The 20029-nt window shown below is 68.3% G+C and carries 21 protein-coding genes and 2 pseudogenes; 4 read left to right on the forward strand and 19 right to left on the reverse strand.

Annotated elements, in window-relative coordinates; genetic code table 11:
- Positions 1–232: 232 nt before the first annotated feature.
- From AC5Y5Z_RS24275 to AC5Y5Z_RS24325, 11 genes and pseudogenes are all read right to left on the reverse strand, one after another.
- Positions 233–667, reverse strand: a complete 435-nt coding sequence (locus tag AC5Y5Z_RS24275; RefSeq protein WP_499928015.1) for a hypothetical protein — start codon at positions 665–667, stop codon at positions 233–235.
- Positions 667–1698, reverse strand: a complete 1032-nt coding sequence (locus AC5Y5Z_RS24280; RefSeq protein WP_499928017.1) for an NUDIX hydrolase — start codon at positions 1696–1698, stop codon at positions 667–669. The genes AC5Y5Z_RS24275 and AC5Y5Z_RS24280 overlap by 1 nt, the downstream gene beginning before the upstream one ends.
- Entirely contained in the window at positions 1698–2822 is a 1125-nt protein-coding gene (locus tag AC5Y5Z_RS24285) for a glycosyltransferase family 4 protein (RefSeq protein ID WP_463826834.1), read from the reverse strand. Before AC5Y5Z_RS24285 ends, AC5Y5Z_RS24280 begins: the two co-directional genes overlap by 1 nt.
- Entirely contained in the window at positions 2822–3757 is a 936-nt protein-coding gene (locus tag AC5Y5Z_RS24290) for a phosphatidylinositol mannoside acyltransferase (RefSeq protein ID WP_463827158.1), read from the reverse strand. Before AC5Y5Z_RS24290 ends, AC5Y5Z_RS24285 begins: the two co-directional genes overlap by 1 nt.
- A 17-nt stretch (positions 3758–3774) precedes the next feature.
- On the reverse strand, positions 3775–4428 hold the full coding sequence (pgsA, locus tag AC5Y5Z_RS24295; RefSeq protein WP_499928020.1) for a phosphatidylinositol phosphate synthase: 654 nt from the start codon (positions 4426–4428) through the stop codon (positions 3775–3777).
- 7 nt (positions 4429–4435) lie between these two features.
- Entirely contained in the window at positions 4436–4990 is a 555-nt protein-coding gene (locus AC5Y5Z_RS24300; RefSeq protein ID WP_463826836.1) for an ATP adenylyltransferase, read from the reverse strand.
- On the reverse strand, positions 4983–7013 hold the full coding sequence (gene thrS, locus AC5Y5Z_RS24305) for a threonine--tRNA ligase (RefSeq protein ID WP_499928022.1): 2031 nt from the start codon (positions 7011–7013) through the stop codon (positions 4983–4985). The genes AC5Y5Z_RS24300 and thrS overlap by 8 nt, the downstream gene beginning before the upstream one ends.
- A gap of 59 nt (positions 7014–7072) precedes the next feature.
- Entirely contained in the window at positions 7073–7696 is a 624-nt protein-coding gene (locus AC5Y5Z_RS24310; RefSeq protein ID WP_473140006.1) for a PaaI family thioesterase, read from the reverse strand.
- A gap of 578 nt (positions 7697–8274) precedes the next feature.
- A pseudogene (locus AC5Y5Z_RS24315) lies at positions 8275–8442 on the reverse strand (hypothetical protein); the annotation flags it as partial.
- 612 nt (positions 8443–9054) lie between these two features.
- Positions 9055–9603: pseudogene (locus tag AC5Y5Z_RS24320) on the reverse strand (PE family protein); the annotation flags it as partial.
- Between the two features lie 85 nt (positions 9604–9688).
- Positions 9689–10546, reverse strand: coding sequence for an aldo/keto reductase (locus AC5Y5Z_RS24325; RefSeq protein ID WP_499928024.1), 858 nt, complete (start codon positions 10544–10546; stop codon positions 9689–9691).
- Positions 10547–10578: 32 nt separating this feature from the next.
- Between AC5Y5Z_RS24325 and AC5Y5Z_RS24330 the strand changes: the two genes are divergently transcribed.
- Complete coding sequence (locus AC5Y5Z_RS24330) at positions 10579–11082, forward strand: DUF1990 domain-containing protein (protein ID WP_499928026.1); 504 nt, start codon at positions 10579–10581, stop codon at positions 11080–11082.
- Here AC5Y5Z_RS24330 and AC5Y5Z_RS24335 read toward each other — a convergent pair.
- The 5 genes from AC5Y5Z_RS24335 to AC5Y5Z_RS24355 all read right to left on the reverse strand — a co-directional run bounded on the left by AC5Y5Z_RS24335 (position 11057) and on the right by AC5Y5Z_RS24355 (position 14751).
- Positions 11057–12301 carry an alpha/beta hydrolase family protein gene (locus tag AC5Y5Z_RS24335; RefSeq protein ID WP_499928028.1) on the reverse strand — a complete coding sequence of 415 codons (1245 nt, stop codon included), beginning with the start codon at positions 12299–12301 and terminating at the stop codon, positions 11057–11059. The genes AC5Y5Z_RS24330 and AC5Y5Z_RS24335 overlap by 26 nt on opposite strands.
- Before the next feature lie 94 nt (positions 12302–12395).
- A complete protein-coding gene (locus AC5Y5Z_RS24340; protein ID WP_499928029.1) occupies positions 12396–13310 on the reverse strand; it encodes an NAD(P)H-dependent flavin oxidoreductase in 915 nt (304 codons plus the stop codon).
- Between the two features lie 2 nt (positions 13311–13312).
- The gene (locus tag AC5Y5Z_RS24345) at positions 13313–13660 is read right to left on the reverse strand and encodes a cupin domain-containing protein (protein ID WP_473140010.1); all 348 of its coding nucleotides are present in this window, start codon (positions 13658–13660) and stop codon (positions 13313–13315) included.
- A 12-nt stretch (positions 13661–13672) separates the two neighbouring features.
- Positions 13673–14098 (reverse strand): hypothetical protein, encoded by a 426-nt coding sequence (locus AC5Y5Z_RS24350; protein ID WP_463826845.1) that lies wholly within the window; start codon positions 14096–14098, stop codon positions 13673–13675.
- The gene (locus AC5Y5Z_RS24355; RefSeq protein ID WP_473140011.1) at positions 14095–14751 is read right to left on the reverse strand and encodes a helix-turn-helix transcriptional regulator; all 657 of its coding nucleotides are present in this window, start codon (positions 14749–14751) and stop codon (positions 14095–14097) included. The genes AC5Y5Z_RS24350 and AC5Y5Z_RS24355 overlap by 4 nt, the downstream gene beginning before the upstream one ends.
- Positions 14752–14814: 63 nt before the next feature.
- Between AC5Y5Z_RS24355 and AC5Y5Z_RS24360 the strand changes: the two genes are divergently transcribed.
- Positions 14815–15630: a class I SAM-dependent methyltransferase gene (locus AC5Y5Z_RS24360; protein ID WP_499928032.1), complete on the forward strand. Its 816-nt coding sequence runs from the start codon at positions 14815–14817 to the stop codon at positions 15628–15630.
- Here AC5Y5Z_RS24360 and AC5Y5Z_RS24365 read toward each other — a convergent pair.
- From AC5Y5Z_RS24365 to pcaH, 3 genes are read right to left on the reverse strand one after another with little or no spacing between them, the layout of a single operon-like run.
- Positions 15627–16790: a lyase family protein gene (locus tag AC5Y5Z_RS24365; RefSeq protein ID WP_499928033.1), complete on the reverse strand. Its 1164-nt coding sequence runs from the start codon at positions 16788–16790 to the stop codon at positions 15627–15629. The genes AC5Y5Z_RS24360 and AC5Y5Z_RS24365 overlap by 4 nt on opposite strands.
- Entirely contained in the window at positions 16787–17335 is a 549-nt protein-coding gene (gene pcaG / locus AC5Y5Z_RS24370) for a protocatechuate 3,4-dioxygenase subunit alpha (RefSeq protein WP_499928034.1), read from the reverse strand. Before pcaG ends, AC5Y5Z_RS24365 begins: the two co-directional genes overlap by 4 nt.
- Positions 17328–18056 carry a protocatechuate 3,4-dioxygenase subunit beta gene (gene pcaH / locus AC5Y5Z_RS24375; protein ID WP_499928035.1) on the reverse strand — a complete coding sequence of 243 codons (729 nt, stop codon included), beginning with the start codon at positions 18054–18056 and terminating at the stop codon, positions 17328–17330. The genes pcaG and pcaH overlap by 8 nt, the downstream gene beginning before the upstream one ends.
- Before the next feature lie 163 nt (positions 18057–18219).
- Between pcaH and AC5Y5Z_RS24380 the strand changes: the two genes are divergently transcribed.
- Positions 18220–19497 carry an aromatic ring-hydroxylating dioxygenase subunit alpha gene (locus AC5Y5Z_RS24380; protein ID WP_499928047.1) on the forward strand — a complete coding sequence of 426 codons (1278 nt, stop codon included), beginning with the start codon at positions 18220–18222 and terminating at the stop codon, positions 19495–19497.
- Positions 19494–20021, forward strand: a complete 528-nt coding sequence (locus tag AC5Y5Z_RS24385) for a 3-phenylpropionate/cinnamic acid dioxygenase subunit beta (protein WP_463826851.1) — start codon at positions 19494–19496, stop codon at positions 20019–20021. Before AC5Y5Z_RS24380 ends, AC5Y5Z_RS24385 begins: the two co-directional genes overlap by 4 nt.
- Positions 20022–20029: the final 8 nt, after the last annotated feature.

Consider the following 20029-nt stretch of genomic DNA (forward strand, 5'->3'; position numbering starts at 1 on the left):
CCACCACCCCACCCCGACGACGACCCACCACCCTTCTGAAGGGTTGTCGGTCTAAGCAGGTGCCTCGCGCCCTCGAATCAGCACCTTCGCTTGGGCCCGTTGCGCAAGTCCCTCGCTGCGCTCGAATACGCAGAGAAAATTGGCTTCGTCAACCGCGACCTGTGCGTCAAATGGTCGAGCGACCAGCCGGCCAACGGTTGCGCGTACCGCAGCGACCAACGAATAAGGCCAGTCAATTAACCGCACGCACTGGATCGGCGCACCCAGTCCGACGGCGAAAGAGATGTGCCGGGCCGGTTCGGCGATGGGTAAACCCCGGGGAGGACCCGGCCGGGGTGTCCCGGTGCGGATTGTGCGCGATCGACCGCCACGGCGTGTCGCCGAAGCGATAACACAGAATTCCGTTGTGTTCCGCGTCGACCCACGCGAGTTCAACATCATCGTCGAACACCTTGATCTGTTCGTTCGCCGAGGGAATCACGTCGGGTCTCAACGTGAATGGTGCTGCGGATGGGGCGATTTCGTCGAGCGTTGGTTCCGCTGCATATGAGAGATATTCGACGTAGAGCAGGCACCCCTCAGTGGTCAAGATCAACTCAGTGCCCGGCCATCGCTTGTTGCCTGAGTCGTAGTACTCACCGATACGCAACCGCAGCGGATGGGACATCAGCGGATCGAAAGCGGGACAACGGCATCGCGCCGATCCCGCAGGTCGGCGAACTCATTGGCCACCGGCAGCAACTCCCCCAATTGCCGCGGGTACACCACCTCGCCGGCGGCCTCGAACGCCGCGATATCGGCCACCCCACACCAGCGAAACCCGTGGATGTAGCGACGTTCCAGCTCGGTGCGCCCCTCCAGAGTCGGCTCGAACCGCTCGGTGCGGTGCACGAGGTAGAACTCTTCGCTGTCGATCATCGAACCGTTGAACTCGAACACCTCGTCGCGGCGCCAGATAGGCCCGAACAATTCGGCCGGCGAGACCTGCAGACCGGTTTCCTCGGCCAGTTCACGGGCGGCCGTCTCGGCCAACCGCTCCCCCGGCTGCACCTCACCGCCGACGGTGAACCACCACCGGGGCGCGGTGCCGTCGGTGACAGCGGGATCCGAACCGCACAACAGCAGCACCGCACCGGTCTCGTCGAGCAACACCACCCGCGCCGAGGTGCGATGGTTGAGCTCATGATGGGCGTGCGTCTGCGCGTGCGGCCGCTCGGCAATCTCGAAATACGTTGGCAGCGGCGCCCTTCCACCCAATCTGAACAACCGCACCATGCGCCGCTCGGCCAGCACCAGGGTGTCGCGGACCGCGTCGTTGTGGAACCGTCGGGCCAGCAGCACCCGGGCCTCGGCGTCGGCCAACTCGGCCAGCAGACCCGCGGGTACCGACGCCGGGTCGACCATCGCCAAAGCGGCGGACAGCTCGTTCTCCGCGGTCTCGCGCGCGCTGCGCGGGGCCCGCTCCGCGGCATCGGCCAAGGCGGCCAGCCGCTTGCCCTCGGGCGCCCCGCCGTAGGCGTCGATCGCGATCGCCCGCGCCACCACGGCGCGCCGCGCCAACGCGCCGTCCAGCGCCTGCCAGGACAGGTCGTACCGCACGTGCAGCCGGTTCAGCCGGTTCGCGCGCTGATACCCCCACGCGCCGAACGCCACCACTACCAGGAAAAGCCCGACAAGCGCGGCGATCAGCCACACCATCAGCTGGCCACCTGCACCTTGACCCCCGACCCGGCAACAGTCTCGTACACGCGCATGATCTGGCTGGCGACCACCGACCAGTCGTAGCGGCGGACGGCGTCGGCACCGGCCGTCACATACCGGTTGCGCAGTTCGTCATCGTCCAGCACCGCTATCAGCCCCTCGGCCAGCGCGGCGCTGTCGTCCACCGGCACCAACCGCCCCACTGCGCCGTCGCACAGCACCCGCCGGAACGCGTCGAGGTCGCTGGCCACCACCGCGGTGCCGGCGGCCATCGCCTCCACCAGGACGATGCCGAAGCTCTCCCCACCGGTGTTGGGCGCACAGTAGACATCGGCGCTGCGCATCGCCGAGGCCTTCCCCGCATCGTCGACCTGCCCCAGGAAGCGCATATTCGCGGCCAATCCGCTTGCCTCGCTGAGCAATTCGTCCTCATCGCCGCGGCCGACGATCAGCAACTGTACGTCGGGAAAACGCTGCACCACAGCCGGCATGGCGGCCATTAACGTGGCCATACCTTTACGGGGTTCGTCGTAGCGCCCCAGGAACAGCACCGTCTTGCCGGGCCGCGGGTAGCCGTCCAACAGCGGTGCCGAGGCAAAGAAGTCGACGTCGACACCGTTGGGGATCTCCACTGCATCGGAGCCCACCGACTCCATCTGCCAGCGGCGCGCCAGATCGGACACCGCGATCCGGCCGACGATCTTCTCGAACCGCGGCCGCAACATGCCGCCCAGCACCGACATGGCCACCGACTTGGTGGTCGAGGTGTGAAACGTCGCGACTATCGGACCCTCAGCGATATTGAGCGCCAGCAGAGACAGGCTCGGGGCGCTCGGCTCATGCAGGTGCAGCACGTCGAATTCCCCGTCGGCGAGCCACTTCTTGACCTTGCGGTGAGTGGCGGGTCCGAACCGCAACCGGGCCACCGACCCGTTGTAGGGAATCGGCACCGCGCGCCCGGCGGAGACGACGTAGTCGGGCAGGGCGGTCTCCGGCGAGACCGGTGCCAGCACGCTGACCTCGTGCCCTCGCGCGCGCATCACATCAGCCAGCTGCAGCACATGCGACTGCACCCCGCCCGGCACATCGAACGAGTAGGGGCAGACCATGCCGATCCGCATCACCGGCCCTTCAGCCAGGCCCGCCGGTCGTCGGACAGATCAGCCAGCCACTGCGGCTGCATCATGTGCCAATCCTCGGGGGTGGCGGCGATGTTCTGCTCGAACTCGTGAGCCAGCGCCTGGGTGATCGCCTGCACGTCGCCGCTGCTGCAGTCCAGCGGCGGATCCATCTTGCAGGCCCAGCCGTCTCCCTCGAACCAACAGTGCGACGGCAGCAGTGCCGCGCCCGTTGCTATGGCGAGTTTGGCCGGACCGGCCGGCATCCGGGTGAGTTCGCCGAAAAACTCGACTTCCACGCCGGTGCGGGTCAGGTCGCGCTCCGCCATCAGGCACACCACCCGGTTGTCCCGCAGGCGGTCGCACAACACCTCGAAGGGCGGTCGTTCGCCGCCGGACAGCGGTATCACCTCGAAGCCCAATCCCTCGCGGTATTCGATGAAGCGCCGGTACAGCGACTCGGGCTTGAGCCGCTCGGCGACGGTGGCGAAGGTGCCATGCGTCTGCGCCAGCCACAGCCCGTTCATGTCCCAGTTGCCGCTGTGCGGCAGCGCACAGATCACGCCCCGCCCCTGCGCCAGCGCCCCGTCCAGGTTGTCCTGTCCGTGGGTTCCGGCGTCGAGCTGACGGGTCAGCTCGACATGGTCCATGGTCGGCAGTCGGAACGCCTCCCGCCAGTAACGGGCGTAAGAAGCCAGCGAGGCACGCATCAACGAGTCGGGCACATTCTTGGGCGCGACCCCGATAACCCGAGCTAGATTCTTGCGCAGCTGCTCCGGGCCGCCGCGCCGGGCCGCGTACCGGGCCCCGGCGCTGAAGACGTTGCGCGCAGCGAACTCCGGCATGGCCCGCACGGCCATCCAGCCGGCAGCATACGTCCAATCGGTCGCGGCACCGGTCACGAGTTCGCGGGGACGACGACGGCCGAGCAGACTCAGGCTTCCCGAAGGCGGTATCACTGCTCACTCTTTCCCGATAGTGCAATGCGGTCGATGGCCCCGGGCGAGGTCCGCACCGCGTACAACCGCTGCGCACAGGTGATCACACTTAACACCGCCAGCAGCCACATCGCCACCGGGAGCGCCGGCGGCCAGGCAACGAACGGGAAATCGGCGACCCCGGCGCCCACCAGCACAATGATCAGGCGCTCCGGTCGTTCGATGAAGCCGCCGTCACCGCGCAACCCGCTGGCCTCGGCCCGCGCCTTGATGTAGGAGATCACCTGGGAGGTGACCAAGCAGATGAGCGTCGCCGCGGTCAACGGCTTGTCGTGCAGGTGAAACGCGATCCACCAGAGCAGCCCGCAGAACACTGCGCCGTCGCACAGGCGGTCGCAGGTGGCGTCCAGCACCGCGCCGAAGCTGGTGCCGAAGCCGCGTTCGCGGGCCATCGCCCCGTCGGCCATGTCGAACAGCGTGAAGAACCAGACCACACACCCGCCGGCGAACAGCTTGCCCATCGGGAACAGCACCAGCGCGCCGGCCATCGAGCCGGCGGTGCCGATGACGGTGACGATGTCAGGTGTCAGGCCCACCTTCAGTGCGGTCCTGGCCACTGGGTCGGTAGCTTTGGCGAAGAACGCCCGGGTCAGAAACGGCAGCTTGCTCATCGCGGCCTCACGACTGCCGGGCCCACTCGTCGGCCAGCAGTTGCCGGGTTTCGCGCAGCAACTGCGGTATCACCTTGGAGCCGCCGATGATCGTGATGAAGTTCGCATCGCCGCCCCACCGGGGCACCACGTGCACGTGCAGGTGTTCGGCCAGCGAGCCGCCCGCCGAGGTGCCCAGGTTGATGCCGACATTGAAACCGTGCGGGCGCGACACATTCTTGATGACGCGGATCGCCTTCTGGGTGAAGGCCATCACCTCAGCACTCTCCGACTCGGTCAGCTCCTCCAGCTCCGACACCCGCCGGTAGGGCACCACCATCAGGTGCCCGGGGTTGTAGGGATACAGGTTGAGCACGGCGTAGACGAGTTCACCGCGCGCCACCACCAGACCGTCTTCGTCGGCCATGCGCGGGATGTCGGTAAAAGGTTCGGCAGGGCTGGCATCTTCCCGCTTGATCGGAGCCTCGGCCAGGTAGGTCATCCGGTAGGGAGTCCACAACCGTTGCAGGTGGTCGCGGCGCCCGACGCCGCGGTCCAGGATAGTGTCGTCCGGCTCAGTCACCGTCCGCAACTTTCATCAGTTCCGCTGTCGGACTGGCGTTTTCGCGTTTGGCGATCCAGTCCGCGATGGCCGCCACCGCCGCGTCGCGGGGCACGCCGTTGATCTGGGTGCGGTCCCCGAACCGGAAACTGACCGCCCCGGCCTGCACGTCCCGATCACCGGCCAGCAGCATGAACGGCACCTTCTGGTTGGTGTGGTGCACGATCTTCTTGGCCATCCGGTCGTCGCTGCCGTCCACCTCCACCCGCACACCGTGCGACTTGAGTTGCGCTGCAACGTCTTTCAGATAGTCGACGTGTTCGTCGGCGACCGGGATCCCGACCGCCTGGATGGGCGCCAGCCACGCCGGGAAAGCACCCGCATAGTGCTCGGTGAGGATGCCGAAGAACCGTTCGATGGAACCGAACAGGGCACGGTGGATCAGCACCGGACGCTGCCGGGTGCCATCCGACGCGGTGTATTCCAGCTCGAACCGGTCCGGCATGTTGAAGTCGACCTGCAGCGTCGACATCTGCCAGCTGCGCCCCAGCGCATCCTTGACCTGCACCGAGATCTTCGGCCCGTAGAACGCCGCACCGCCCGGGTCGGGCACCAGCTCCAGCCCGGAGGCCTCCCCGACCTCCCGCAACACCTGGGTCGCTTCCTCCCACACCTCGTCAGAGCCGACGTACTTGTCCGGGTCTTTGGTGGACAGCTCCAGGTAGTAGTCGGTCAGCCCGTAGTCGGCCAGCAGGTCGAGAACGAACCGCAGCACCGAGGTCAGCTCGTCGCGCATCTGCTCACGCGTGCAGTAGATGTGCGCGTCGTCCTGCGTCATCCCGCGCACCCGGGTCAGTCCGTGGATCACCCCCGACTTCTCCAGCCGGTAGACACTGCCGAATTCGAAGAGCCGCAGCGGAAGTTCACGGTAGGACCGCCCGCGGGACCGGTAGATCAGGTGGTGCATCGGGCAGTTCATCGGCTTGAGGTAATAGTTCTGGCCCGGCTTGCGCACCGTGCCGTCCTCGTTGAACTCGGCGTCGATGTGCATCGGCGGGTACATGCCCTCCGCGTACCACTCCAGGTGCCCCGAGGTGATGTAGAGCTGTTCCTTGGTGATGTGCGGGGTGTTGACGAACTCATACCCCGCCTGCTCGTGCTTCTGCCGCGAGTACTCCTCCAGCTCGCGGCGCACGATGCCGCCCTTGGGGTGGAAAACCGCCAGCCCGGAACCGATTTCGTCGGGGAAGCTGAACAGATCCAGCTCCACGCCCAGCTTGCGGTGGTCGCGGCGCTGCGCTTCGGCGATCAGCTCGAGGTGACGGTCCAGCGCCGCCTGCGACTCCCACGCGGTGCCGTAGATGCGCTGCAGGCTGGCGTTGCGCTGGTCACCGCGCCAGTAGGCCGCGGAACTGCGGGTGAGCTTGAACGCCGGGATGTGCTTGGTGGTGGGGATGTGCGGTCCGCGGCACAGATCGCCCCAGACGCGTTGCCTGGTCCGGGGATTGAGGTTGTCGTAGGCGGTGAGCTCATCGCCGCCGATCTCCATGATCTCGGGGTCCCCGGATTTGTCGTCGACGAGTTCGAGCTTGAACGGTTCGCCGGCCAGTTCCTCGCGCGCCGCGTCCTTGGATGCATACACCCGGCGGTCGAACAGCTGACCTTCCTTGACGATCTGACGCATCCGCTTTTCCAGCTTTTCCAGATCCTCGGGGGTGAACGGCTCCTCGACGGCGAAGTCGTAGTAAAAGCCGTCGGTGATGGGCGGGCCGATGCCCAGCTTGGCGTGCGGAAAGAGGTCCTGCACAGCCTGGGCCAGCACGTGAGCGGCGGAGTGCCGGATCACGCTGCGGCCGTCCTCGGTGTCGGCAGCCACGGGGGTCACCTCGGCGTCGGAGTCGGGCACCCAGCTCAGGTCGCGCAGCGTGCCCTCGGCGTCGCGCACCACCACCACCGAGTCGGGCGTGCCACGCCGCGGCAGACCGGCCTCACCCACCGCGGCAGCCGCGGTGGTCCCGGCAGGGACCCGGATGGGGGCGCTCATCGGATTCGTCTCCAATGCTTAGTCGTTGGGATCGCCGACCATGCTATCGGGGCGTCACCTCAGGGTTGTCCAGGCTTGAGCCGCACGAACAGCGCATCAGCTTCAGTGAGCAGGGTGTCGCCGTCGCGCAGCCGGCCGGAGACGAAGATCTTGCGCCCGTCCACGCTGTCGATTCCGGAGTCGAACTGCAACTCTTTTTCGATCGGCACGATGTTGCGGTAGTTGATCTTCAAATACGCGGTGCGCTGGCGACGGCTGCCGGTCAGCCACGCGGCCGTCAAGCCGAGCACACTGTCGAACAGCATGCCGAGCGCGCCGCCGTGCACCGCACCGTTGCGTCCGAGGTGAAATCGGGCGAACCGCGCGGTGCCTTCGATGCGACCGTCATCGGTCTTGCGCGGCCGCATCGGGATGGACAGCACGTTCCCGCGTTCCGGCAGATCCATCCGGCGACCCGACGGCGACTGCCATTCGTCGGCGTCATACGGCGCCAACATCGCCGACAGTTCCTCCAGCCGGTCGGCCGCCTGGGTGATGACGTCGTCGGGCGCGTCGACGGCGCGGGCGTGGTCCTGCAGCCTACGGACCGCGGCGACGAACCGGCCGTAGTCCGGCCCACCCTTCTCGGTCGGTTCGGGTGGGTTGAATCCCCCGCCGGGGTGGGGCTGATCTGCAGCTGCCATCAGCACACCGTATTCGGTGCGCCCTAGGGCTATCCGGGCTGTCCTGATCCGCCCGTCTGGCCGACGTTTCCATCGGTGCCGGTGCCGCCGTCGCCGGCCGGTCCGGTACCGGCCTTACCGGCCGGCCCGTAGTCGCCTCCGGTGCCTCCGGCACCACCCGCACCGCCGACCCCCGCGGTGGCGTTGGTCCCGGCCTGGCCGAACAGCGCGCCACCGGCACCGCCCACCCCGCCTGTGCCACTGCCCCCGCCATTACCACCGGTACCGCCGTCGCCGCCGTTGCCGCCATCACCTGCGGACCCGCCGTAGGCCCCCGGCGAAATTCCGAGACCACCGTTACCGCCGGCACCGCCACCACCGCCCACGCCGCCGCGACCTCCCTCGCCACCGGTGCCGGCGACGCCGCCGGCACCGCCATCGCCGATCAACCACCCGCCGCGGCCACCGCTTCCGCCGTCTCCGCCAGCGCCCCCATTTCCGCCGGTGCCCCCGACACCGCCGTCACCGCCGGTTCCGCCGGAACCCGCGCTCCCGATGTATCCAGACGCGGTTGACACGTTGCCACCTCGTCCCGCATCGCCGGCGTGGCCACCGGTCGCACCGATTCCGCCAGCGCCGCCGACACCGCCGACGCCACCGGCGCCCCCGTTACCCATCAGCAGGCCGCCGTTGCCGCCGCTGCCGCCTGCGCCGCCGAGTCCGCCGGAACCACCCGCGGCACCTTGACCGCCGCCACCACCGTTGCCACCCGTACCGCCGACGGCGTGACCATTGGTGTCACTGGTGCCTGCCCCGCCCGACCCACCCTGGCCGCCGGTTCCGCCTGCGGCGCTGCCGGTATTTCCGTTACCGCCGGCACCTCCGGTAGCTGACCCGTTCCCGGCAAAGGCGCTGCCGCCGAGTCCCCCGTCACCGCCGTTTCCGCCCGCGCCACCGGTACCGGCGTTTCCGCCCTGGGCGTTGCCGGGGGCTCCCAGTTGGACGCTCCCGAAGCCCCCGTACCCCCCCTTGCCGCCGGTGGAGCCCAAGCCCACGTCGCCGCCGGAACCGCCGTTGCCCCCGGTCGCGTTGCCGGGGCCGGATATCTGGTCCGTCATTCCGGGGATTCCTTCAGCCCCGATCCCGGTGATGGTCGGGTTCACCCCGTTGGCTCCGGTCATGCCGGTACCGCCCTGTCCCCCGGCGCCACCGTCGCCGAACAGCAACGCGCTGCCCCCGCTGCCGCCCAGTCCCGCCCGGCCGCCGTTGATGCCGGCGACCGCGGTACCGCCCTGGCCGCCTTGGCCGCCGTTGCCGAACAGCCATCCGCCGCTGCCGCCGTTGCCGCCCGCAGCGCCGGAGCCGCCTTTGCCGCCGGCGCCTCCGGCACCGATCAATCCGGCCGCTCCACCGTTGCCGCCGACCTGCCCGGCCAGGCCGTCCCCGCCACGTCCGCCGTTGCCGTAGAGCAGTCCGCCGGCGCCACCGTCCTGCCCGGCCGCGCCAGGTGCACCGTCGCCGATCAGAGGGCGGCCCAGCAACGCCTGCGTGGGGGCGTTGACGACGTCAAGCGCCTGCTGCAGTGGCGACGCGGCGGCCGCCTCGGCGGCGGCATACGAACCGGCGGCGGCATCCAGCGTCTGCGCAAACCGCTGATGGAACAGTTCCGCCTGCACACTGAGCGCCTGGTACGCCCGCCCGTACTCGCCGAACAATTCGGCGACGGCCGCCGATACGTCGTCTGCCGCGGCGGCCAAGACCTGCGTCGTAGGCAAGGCAGCGGCCTGGCCGGCCGCCTGAACCACCGAGCGGATACCACCTAAATCGGCGACCGCGCTGGTCAACAGCTGTGGTGTGACAGAGACGTAGGACATGTTTCCCTTTCCGCACGCGCGTGGGTCAAACCTCTGCATTCTGCGGTCTCGCATCGGCGTTGTCGCGCGTTTCGGCGGAATTCATCAAATGAAATGCCCTCTCCCGGAGAGCAATTGAAAGAACAGCGGGAAGTACCGGTTACCGGGTTGCGCCGGCCGCCGACAGCGTCTCGAATTCCTCATCGGTCAGCGCGATGTCAGCGGCGGCGACGTTCTCCTCCACATGCGCCACCTTCGACGTCCCGGGAATCGGCAACACCACCGGCGAACGCTTCAGCAGCCACGCCAGCGCCACCTGCGACGACGAGGCGTCGTGCGCCTTGGCGATCTGTTGCAGCGGGCCGCCGGGCGCTGCCAGCGGTCCGCCGGCCAGCGGAAACCACGGGATGAACCCGATGTTCTGCTCGGTGACGGCGTCCAGCAGCGCCTCCGCCTTGCGGTTGGTCACGTTGTACATGTTTTGCACCGACACGATCGGCGCGATCTGGCGGGCGGCGTCGAGTTGCTCGACGTCGATCTCGGACAGCCCGATGTGGCGGATCTTGCCTTCACCCTGCAACGCCACCAGCTCCCCCAGCTGGTCGGCCAACGGGAAGTCCGGGTCGATGCGATGCAGCTGGAACAGGTCGATGGTCTCGACACCGAGCCGCCGCAAACTCATCTCGCATTCCTGGCGCAGGTAGCTGGGATTGCCCAACGGGATCCACACGTCCGGGCCGGTGCGCAGCAGCCCGGCTTTGGTCGCGATCACCAACCCGTCGTACGGATGCAGCGCCTCACGGATGATCTCCTCGGACACATACGGGCCGTAGGAGTCCGCGGTGTCGATGAAGTTCACCCCCAGTTCGGCCGCGCGCCGCAACACCAGCACACATTCGTCGCGATCGGTGGGCGGCCCCCACACGCCCTGGCCGGTCAGGCGCATGGCGCCGAACCCGAGCCGGTTGATGGTCAGGTCGTCACCGAGGGTGAATGATCCGGAAGCCGCTGCGCTCATCTTTCCGACGGTACGCATGGCAAGCTGGCCGGGTGGACTTGGATGCGCTCGCCGACCAGCCGCTCACCTATCCCGACGTGGGCGCCACGGCCACTTCTGCGCTGCCCACCGGATACGGCCATCTTGTGGTGTCCGCGCAGATCGGGACGGGCCGGGATCGTTTCGAGCAGGCCGCCGACGCGGTCATGCACTGGGGAATGCAACGCGGAGCCGGCCTGAAGGTGCAGGCCAGTTCGGACACCGTCGCGGAGTCGTCGGTCGTGGTGGTCACCATGCTGGGTGTGCTGCGCGCCCCGTGCCGGGTGGTCTACGTGGTCGACGAGCCCGACGTGCGCGGTTTCGCCTACGGCACCCTGCCGGGCCACCCGGAGTCCGGCGAGGAACGTTTCGTGGTGCGCTACGACCCGGACAGTTCGGCGGTGTTCGCCGAAGTCTCGGCGTTCTCCCGGCCCGGCACCTGGTGGAGCACACTCGGCCGGCCCGTCACCGCGGTGGCGCAGAAGGTGATCGCTAAGCGGTACCTGCGCGCGGTGTGAGCGCAGCGCCGTCCAACAGCCCCGACTGCCGCACCGCGTCCTGGATGAACCGCTGCACCGGACGCGACCGGATGAATCCGGCGTGGCCGCCGCGGTACCACACGATCTCCGGTTTTCCCCAGTGCTCCCACAGCCGGATCACCTGGCCGCGGGGATGCACCACCTGGTCGGCGATGCCGGCGTAGACGAAGCGGCCGCGCATCGGCACCTGCGGTGTGAATGACAGCGGCGACACCATCTCCCCGATGGGCTCGGCCAGTTGCATGGTGTCGCGACGCGGATCGCCCCGGCGCAGACCCGAGTGCCGGCTCAGCAATTCGACCAAGTTGGCCACCGGTACCCCCAGAATGGCGCAGGTCAGATCACTCTCCAGGCTGGCCACCAGGGCCGTGATGTAGCCGCCGAGCGACATGCCGTTGAGCCCGATCAGCGACTCGGGCTCCTGCGCGCGCACCCAGGACAGCAACCGCCGGATGTCCCAGACCGCTTGCGCGGTGGCGTGCACGTCGTCCATGACGTCCTCGCCGGGAAACACCGCACCCTTGGGCAACCCGCGCGCGCGCCGACCGTGCATGGGCAGGACGGGCAGCACCACGTTCAGGCCGAGCTCTTCGTGTAACTTCCAGGCCCGGAATGTTCGCAGATCTATTGCCGATCTGCCCATTTCGGTGCCGTGCACACATATCAGCCAGGGCCGCGGTTCCGGGTGACGCAGCAGCACCGCGTACTCGCGCCGCAGCGCGGTGTATCCCAGCCATCGTTCGCGGCCGGGCTCGCCGGGGTGCGGGACGTATCCGCTGTCGAAGGACAACTCCTGGTAGGACCGTTTGCGCCTGCGGACATCCCGGATCTGCACTTCGGAAAGCGGCGGCGGCGGGGCGAAAAAGCCGCTGGGCTCCGCCAGCCAGCCCTGGTCACCGTAGAACTCCAGCGCCTCGACCACTTCGTCGTTGATCCGCTGAAAGGCGGCCGGCCGACTCACCGGGCGGCGCACCTTCAGGCCCGCCAGCACCACCTCGTCGCGGAACGCCTGCGCGGCCAGGGCGGCCGTGGGCCGGGCGATCGGCAGTCCGGCATCGTGGTCGTCGGCGTTGCGGTAGTCGCGCCAGGACCGGGCGAAATACCGGCCGGTGCGCGCGAACGGCCGGACCGTCTCTCCGACGGCTCGGCGCAACAGGCGGCGCCGCCGCGCGTCGTCCTCTTTGACGGGTACTGCCATGCTCAAAACGCTAACACCGCCAACGGGTTTGACCGGCTCTTCGGCGGTTCGATACTGCTCACTTCACGCCGGGAATGCGGCGCCGGTCACACCGCTAGCTCCAGCCGGCGAGCAAACGCTGCGCCCCAGCGCACATCGCTGCGATGACCGCCCCGACCGGGGCGTCGTCGCGGATCATCCCGACACCCTGCCCGGCATCCGGAGAGGCACTGACCGTCGCGCGACCCGGTTGCTGCCGCGCCAACTCCTGTTCGCGGCCCGTCCAGCGGGCGACGAACTCGTTGTGCAATACCCGGGCGGGGAACCGCTCGGGCCACGGCAGTCCCGCGGCGACGTCGAAGACCCGGGTGACCCGGGTGTCGGTTTCGGCCGCCTCGATCAGGGCCTGCCGGCCTGCCGCGCCGGTCAGCGCCTCCGGGCACGCCGCCAGCCGGGTGCCCACCCACGCACCGCCGGCACCGGCCGCCAGCACCGCGGCCAGGCTGCGCGGCGAGGCGACCCCGCCGCCGGCCAGCACCGGCACGGACACCGCGTCCAGGACCGCGTCCAGCAACGGCAGCGTCCCCAGCCGCACCTCGCCGTGCCCGCCACCTTCGGCGCCGCGGGCTACCAGGATGTCAACGCCCGCATCGGCCGCCCGACGGGCCCCGACGGCATCGTAAACCTGCGTGACGGTGGGAATTCCGACCTTGTGGGCTTCGTCGACCCAGGAGAAGTCGGTGCCGAAGCTGACCGCCAGCAGTGCCGGGCGGGCGGCCAGCGCGTCCTGCAGCAGGCCGTCCTGGCTACGCATCACCCAATCCACCAGTCCGATCCCGAACCGTCCGCTGACGTGCTCGAGCTCGGCAGCCAGCGTCGCCCTGGTGGCGGTGCTGCCCATGCCCACCATGCCCAGGCCACCGGCCGCGGTGACTGCCGCCGCCAGCCGCCCGCCGGCGACCCCGCCCATCGGCGCGTTGAGGATCGGCACCTGCAGGCCGAAGTCCCGCGACCAGGGCGTGGCGAGCACGGTCAGTGGGCGGCGCCGGGCTGGGACTTCAGCACGGTCAGCATGACCACCGAATCCTCCACCGCGTGCAGGGCGTGCCGTACCGGCGGGATGGCGATGTAGTCGCCGGTCCGGCCGTCCCAGCTGTCCGCCCCGGCGGTGAGTTGCACGTGCCCCTGCAGCACCTGCAGGGTGGCCTCGCCGGGACTGTCGTGTTCGGAAAGGTCGTGGTCGGCGAGCAGTGCCAGCACTGTCTGACGCAACTCGTGGGTGTGCCCGCCGTGGATGGTGTGCGCGGCCCGGCCGCTGTGCGACGTGCGGGCTTCCGCCAGCTTCTCGGACGCCAGGGAGGTAAGCGAGAGGGATTCCATAGTTGAGTCCTTTCAAGCGGCTAACAGGAGTATGCCCGCCACCGACAAGGCGATGACCTTGACCGCCTCCAAACCGACGTAACCGTAGTGGGCGTGGGAGCGTGGGCCGTCCGAGCCGGCGAGCACCTGGTCCGAGCGACTGGTCAATCTCGGTCGCACCACAATGAGCTGTACGGCCAGTGCGACGGCGGCGACGGCATACGTGGCGATGATCCGCAGCGGGGTGGGCCCGGCCACCATCAACGCGAGCAGCACCAGCGCGAAACCCACCTCGATGGTGTTGAGCGCGCGAAATACCAAGCGCCCGATGCCCAATCCGATCTGCAGCGTCACGCCGGGCGCCCGGAATTTCAGCGGAGCTTCCAGAAACGAGATCGCCAGCACCATGCCGAGCCACACGAAGGTCACGGCTACCTCGATCGCGTTGCCGGTGCTCATCGCGCCGTGCCTGCCGTCAGATGAGTCAGGCACAGATCCGGTTCGACGAAGGCCTCGAGCCGGTCGACGGTGATGGGTGCCGACCAGCTTTCCAGTGCGCCCTGCATGAGACCGAGGTGGATGGGACACACGACGCTGGATCGGACTTCGGCGAGTTCCAGGAACGGGCAGTGCCGCAGCCCGACCAGTTGCTCGCCGTCGGATTCGCGGCGGTCGGGGGCGAAGCCCAACTCGTCGAGCAACCCGACCAGATGCTCGATCGACTCCTCCACGCCCATGTCGTCCGGCGCGGGCAGCCGTTCCCCCCAGGAGCGGCCCGCGGCCACCGCCCGGGCACTGGAGTTCTCTTCTGCGGCAAGCCCGTTGATCAGGATCTCGGCGAGTAACTGGTAGTGACGGGTGCCGCCGCGGTCCATCTGCCGCACGGCCTGAAACATCGACGGCGGCCGGCCCGGCCCGCGGCGGGCGGGTTCGACCTGTTCCACCTGGCCGTCACCGAGCAGGCTGTCGAGGTGGAAGCGCACCGTGTTGGGATGCACCCCGATCGTGTCGGCGATGGCCAGGATGCTCAGCGGCTCGGGTGAGCTTCGCAGCACCCGCAACACCGCTCGGCGACGGCCGGCATCTTCGGGTGGCTTCGGGCGGCCACTCACTGGTATATCCGGTATGTCATGAGGTAGAGTTTACACAAGTCAGCTTGTGAAAACTAGGGATGGATGACTGCCATGGCCGGTGAGAAGGATGCGCTGCCGTCGTCGACACGCGACGACGCACACGTACAGGGACACTGGCTGCTGGCCCGGCTGGGCAAGCGGGTGCTGCGCCCCGGCGGCGTCGAACTCACCCGCACATTATTGGCCCGCGCCAAGGTCACCGATGCCGACGTGGTCGAGTTGGCACCCGGTTTGGGCCGCACCGCCGCCGAAATCATCGCCCGCAACCCGCGGTCCTACGTCGGCGCCGAGGGCGACCCCGACGCAGCCGGCCACGTGCGCAGCGTTCTCGGCGGCCGCGGTGAGGTCCGGGTGACCGACGCCGCCGAGACCGGCCTGCCCGACGCCAGCGCCGACGTCGTCATCGGCGAGGCGATGCTGACCATGCAGGGCGATTCGGCCAAGCACGCGATCGTGGCCGAGGCTGCGCGGGTGCTGCGCCCCGGAGGTCGCTACGCGATCCATGAACTCGCCCTGACCCCCGACGACGTCCCCGAGGAGATCAGCACCGAGGTGCGCCAGGCGCTGGCGCGGTCGATCAAGGTCAATGCCCGTCCGCTGACCATTGCCGAATGGTCGGAACTGCTGGCCGGTCACGGCCTGGTTGTGGAGAACGTCGCCACCGCCCCGATGGCGCTGCTGCAGCCGCACCGGATCGTGTCCGACGAAGGCCTGCTGGGCGCGCTGCGGTTCGCCAAGAACGTGCTGACCCAACCCGAGGCACGTAAACGGGTCCTGATGATGCGCAACACTTTTCGCAAGCACCGCGAGCGGCTGGCGGCCGTCGCCATCGTCGCGCACAAGCCCGGCGCCGCCTAATCGGTCAGCGCCTGCCGCGCCCGCTCGATGCTCTGGTCGACCAGCCGGTCGATTGCGCCCCGTCCGCCGGGGACCTCTGCCGCACTCAGGTTTCGGGCCATGGCGGCGGTGTGCACTCGCAGCCCGGTCAGCAGTTCCGCGCACTGCGAGCCGGCGACGACGGTACGCCGCGCCATCGTGCGCAACGTGTCCCACTCGGTGTGCCAGGAACCGTCGGGGCGTTCGTCGTTGGCCAGCGCCGCCGCGGTGTGCAGGGTGGCGGCCAGCGGCGGCGCGGCCAGGGCGGCGCGTCGAATCAGGATGGACAACACCGGATTTCGCTTGTGCGGCATCGCCGAGGAGCCGCCGCGCTGTCCGTCGCCGGGTTCGCTCAGTTCGGCGATCTCGGGCCGGACCAGGGTGACGACGTCAGAGGCGATGCGCCCCCAGCAGTCGGTGCAGCCGACCAGGGCGTCCCCGACTGCGGTGACCGGCGCCCGCGTGGTGTGCCAGGGCGAGCGGTAACTCAGGCCCAAAGTTGTTGCCGCAGTTCGAGTTATGTGTTCGGCCAGCTCAGCGGGATCGGCTGACTCGGACAGCACCAGCTCGACGGTGGCCGCGCGGGTTCCGACGGCGCCGCCGAACTGCGCCGGGGTCGACAGCGCACCGAGCCGGGCATACGCCTCGACCACACCGTCGAGCCAGCCGGCGACCTTGGCGCCGAACGTAGTGGGCGCCGCGTACTGGGTCAGGGTGCGCGCCACCATCGGGGTGGTGCGATGGGTGGCGGCCAGAGTCGACAACGTGGCGATCTGTTCGGCCAGCTGCGCACTCACCTGCCCGACGACCTCACGCACTGCCAGCATCAGTGCCGTGTCCAGGACGTCCTGGCTGGTCAGTCCCCGATGGATCCAGGGACTCAGCGCGGGCACCGCCCGTCGACGCAGCAGGGCCACCAGGCCGAATACCGGGTTGCCGCCGTCCTCGGCGGTCACCGCGAGTTGCTCGCAGTCATGCGCGCCGACCAGGTGCGCCAGATCGGTCCCCGGCACCGGCGCCACCCCGGTGGTGACCAGCGCGTTCAGCCAGGCCGATTCGACGGCGACCATCGACCGGAGCAGCGCCTGGTCGGTCATGCAGTCGCCGGCACGCTCGTCACCGGGCCAGAGCAGATTGGTCATCGCCGATCTTCCCTGAATGCCAGGAACACGGTCTCGCGCGGTCCCTGCAGATGGATGTCGAAGCGCAGTCGCGAGTCGCTCTCGGCGACGCACGCCAGGGTCGCCCGACGCGGTGCGGGCAGCGCAGGATCGATGTCCAGCGCAGCACCCGGCACATAGGCACGGGTGCACAATCGGTGCAGCAGCCCCCGGGCGAACACGGTGACCGCGAAGAAGGCCGGCCGCGCCGGGCTGGTCGGCCCTGGGACCACGGTGCGGAAGGAGTAGTGACCGTCGACGTCGGTGGCGGCTCGGCCCCAACCGGTGAATGTCGCCCTGTCGCGTCGCAGCGAACCGGTGGCCCGCGCAATCTGGCCGGCGCCGTCCGGCTGCCAGATCTCGATCAACGCGTCCGGCACGGCCGCGCCCGCGCCGTCGAAGACATTGCCGTGCAATGTGATTGCGTCCGCACGGTCTCCTGCCAGGTCGTTGTCACCCGGGAACGGCAGCCCGATACCGAAGAACGGTCCTACGGTTTGCCCTGGCGTGCATGGCAATTCATCCATCAGCACATCCCAGCACAATGTCCCAGCGGTAGCCCGTGGCATATTCCGGCTCGGTGAGGTCGTGGTCGTACCGTGCGACCAGACGTTGGCGCGCAACGGGATCCACGACGGACTGGTAGATGGGGTCCAGATCGAACAGCGGGTCCCCGGGAAAGTACATCTGGGTGACCAGACGCTGGGTGAAGGCGGTCCCGAAGACCGAGAAGTGGATGTGCGCGGGGCGCCAGGCGTTGCGGTGATTACGCCACGGGTACGGGCCGGGCTTGATCGTGGTGAAGCGGTAGGAGCCGTCGGAACCGGTGAGACACCGGCCGGCGCCGGTGAAGTTCGGGTCCAGCGGTGCCGGGTGCCGGTCGTGCTGATGGCGGTAGCGGCCGGCGGCGTTGGCCTGCCAGATCTCGACCAGCTGACCCGCCACCGGGCGGCCGGCGGAGTCGAGCACCCGGCCGGTCACGATGATGCGCTCCCCGATCGGTGCACCGACGGTCAGGTCCGCATCAAGCGGGCCGACGTCCTGGTGGCCGAAACACGGCGACCAGCGTTCGATCTCGTCCGGGTCGACGGCTAGCGCCGGGTGCTTCGGGTGACGCAGCACGCTGCTGCGGTAGGGCGGGTAGTCCAGCCGCGGCTGGGGTTCCGGGCCGGTGCGGTCCGCGGCGAGCACAGCGATCTCCGCCGTGATGTCGCGTTGTGATGCGACGCGCTGCGATGCGGCCTCCACGACGCCTGAGGCTACCGCCACCCGGCCCGGCCGGCTGGTAATTGACGCGGCCCGGCCGATATCGCATTCTGGTGAACAGAAAATTCCTCTGCTGACCAGACATCGATGATCGTGGTGTGCCGTGACCGTTGACAGTGACCTGTTCGAGAATGTGCGCCGCGGCATGATTCCGGCGCATATCTACAACGACAAGGACCTGTTCACCCGGGAAAAAGAGCGGCTGTTCAGCCGGACCTGGATGTTTGTGGCGCACGAGTCGGAGATTCCGCAGGACGGCGACTACGTGGTGCGCCGGGTGCTCGACGATTCCTTCATCATCAGCCGCGATTCACACGGGCAGGTGCGGGCGTTGTTCAATATGTGCCTGCACCGCGGCATGCAGGTGTGCCGCGCGGAGTTGGGCAACGCGTCCAATTTTCGCTGCCCCTACCACGGTTGGACCTACCGCAACGACGGCCGGCTCACCGGCCTGCCGTTTCACCGCGAGGCCTACGGCGGCGACCGGGGCTTCGCCAAAGACCAAACCCTGCTGCCCGCACCGAATCTGGCGAGCTACAACGGCCTGATCTTCCTCAGCCTGGACCCGCACGCGCCGCCGCTGCGGGAGTACCTCGGCGACTTCGCTTTCTATCTGGACTTCTACACCAGGCAGAGCGAGCTGGGCGTGGAACTCCGCGGTCCGCAACGCTGGCGGATCAAGGCGAACTGGAAGATCGGCGCCGAGAACTTCTCCGGCGACATGTACCACACCCCGCACACGCACGCCTCGATCGTCGAGATCGGCCTGTTCCGCGAACCGAAGGCGCAGAAACGCAAGGACGGTGCCACCTACTGGGCGCAGCGCGGCGGCGGCACCACCTACAAACTGCCGCCGGGCGACTTCGACGCCCGGATGCGCTACGTGGGCTACCCCGACGACATGATCGGCCGCATCAAGGAGGTCTGGTCGCCGCGACAGCAGCAGGTCCTCGCCGAAGACGGCTTCATGTTCTCGGCCGCCACCTGTTTCCCCAATCTCAGCTTCGTGCACAACTGGCCCAAATTGCCCGGCAGCGAACAAGTGCTGCCGTTCATCTCGATCCGGCAGTGGCAACCGATCAGCGAGAACGAAACCGAGGTGTGCTCGTGGTTCGCGGTGGACGCGGCGGCACCCGAGCAGTTCAAAATGGATTCGTACAAAGCGTATCTGATGTGCTTCGGATCGACCGGCATGTTCGAGCAGGACGATGTGGAGAACTGGGTCTCGCTGACCACCACCGCCGGTGGGGCGATGGCCCGGCGCCTGTTGCTGAACAGCCGGATGGGACTGCTTGAAGACGACACCCCGGTGATCGACACCTTGGCGCCGGAGGCCTTCCACGGTCCGGGGCGCGCCCAGGTCGGTTACAACGAATACAACCAGCGCGAGTTACTCAAATTATGGGCGGATTATCTCTCATGAAACCGTTGCCGTTCAACGATATCCGCCATCTGCAGGCACACCAGTTCCTGGTCGACGAAGCGTATCTGCTCGATCGCCAGCAGTATGAGGCGTGGCTGGACACGATGACCGACGACATCCGTTACGTGATGCCGGTGCGCGTCACCACTGCCCGCGGCGCCGGGTTCGACACTCCCGCCTTCCCGAAGCCGGGGATGGACCACTTCGACGAGGACCGGTACTCACTGAGCCAGCGGGTGGCCCGGATGGGTACCGAGCATGTGTGGGCTGAGGATCCGCCGTCGCGGTTGCGGCACTTCATCACCAACGTGCGCACGTTCGCCTCCGACGACCCGACCGAACTGCTCGTCGAATCGGCCGAACTGCTGTTTCGCAGCCGCGGCGACGTCAACGAGAGCGCCTTGTTGTCCTGCGCACGTCAGGATGTGCTGCGCGGGTGCGACGGCGACTGGAAACTGGCCCGTCGCACGATCGTTGCCGACGAGTCGGTGCTGCGGATGCAGAACCTGGCGGTGTTCCTGTGAACCCGAAG

Source organism: Mycobacterium sp. NGS29 (assembly GCF_059812965.1).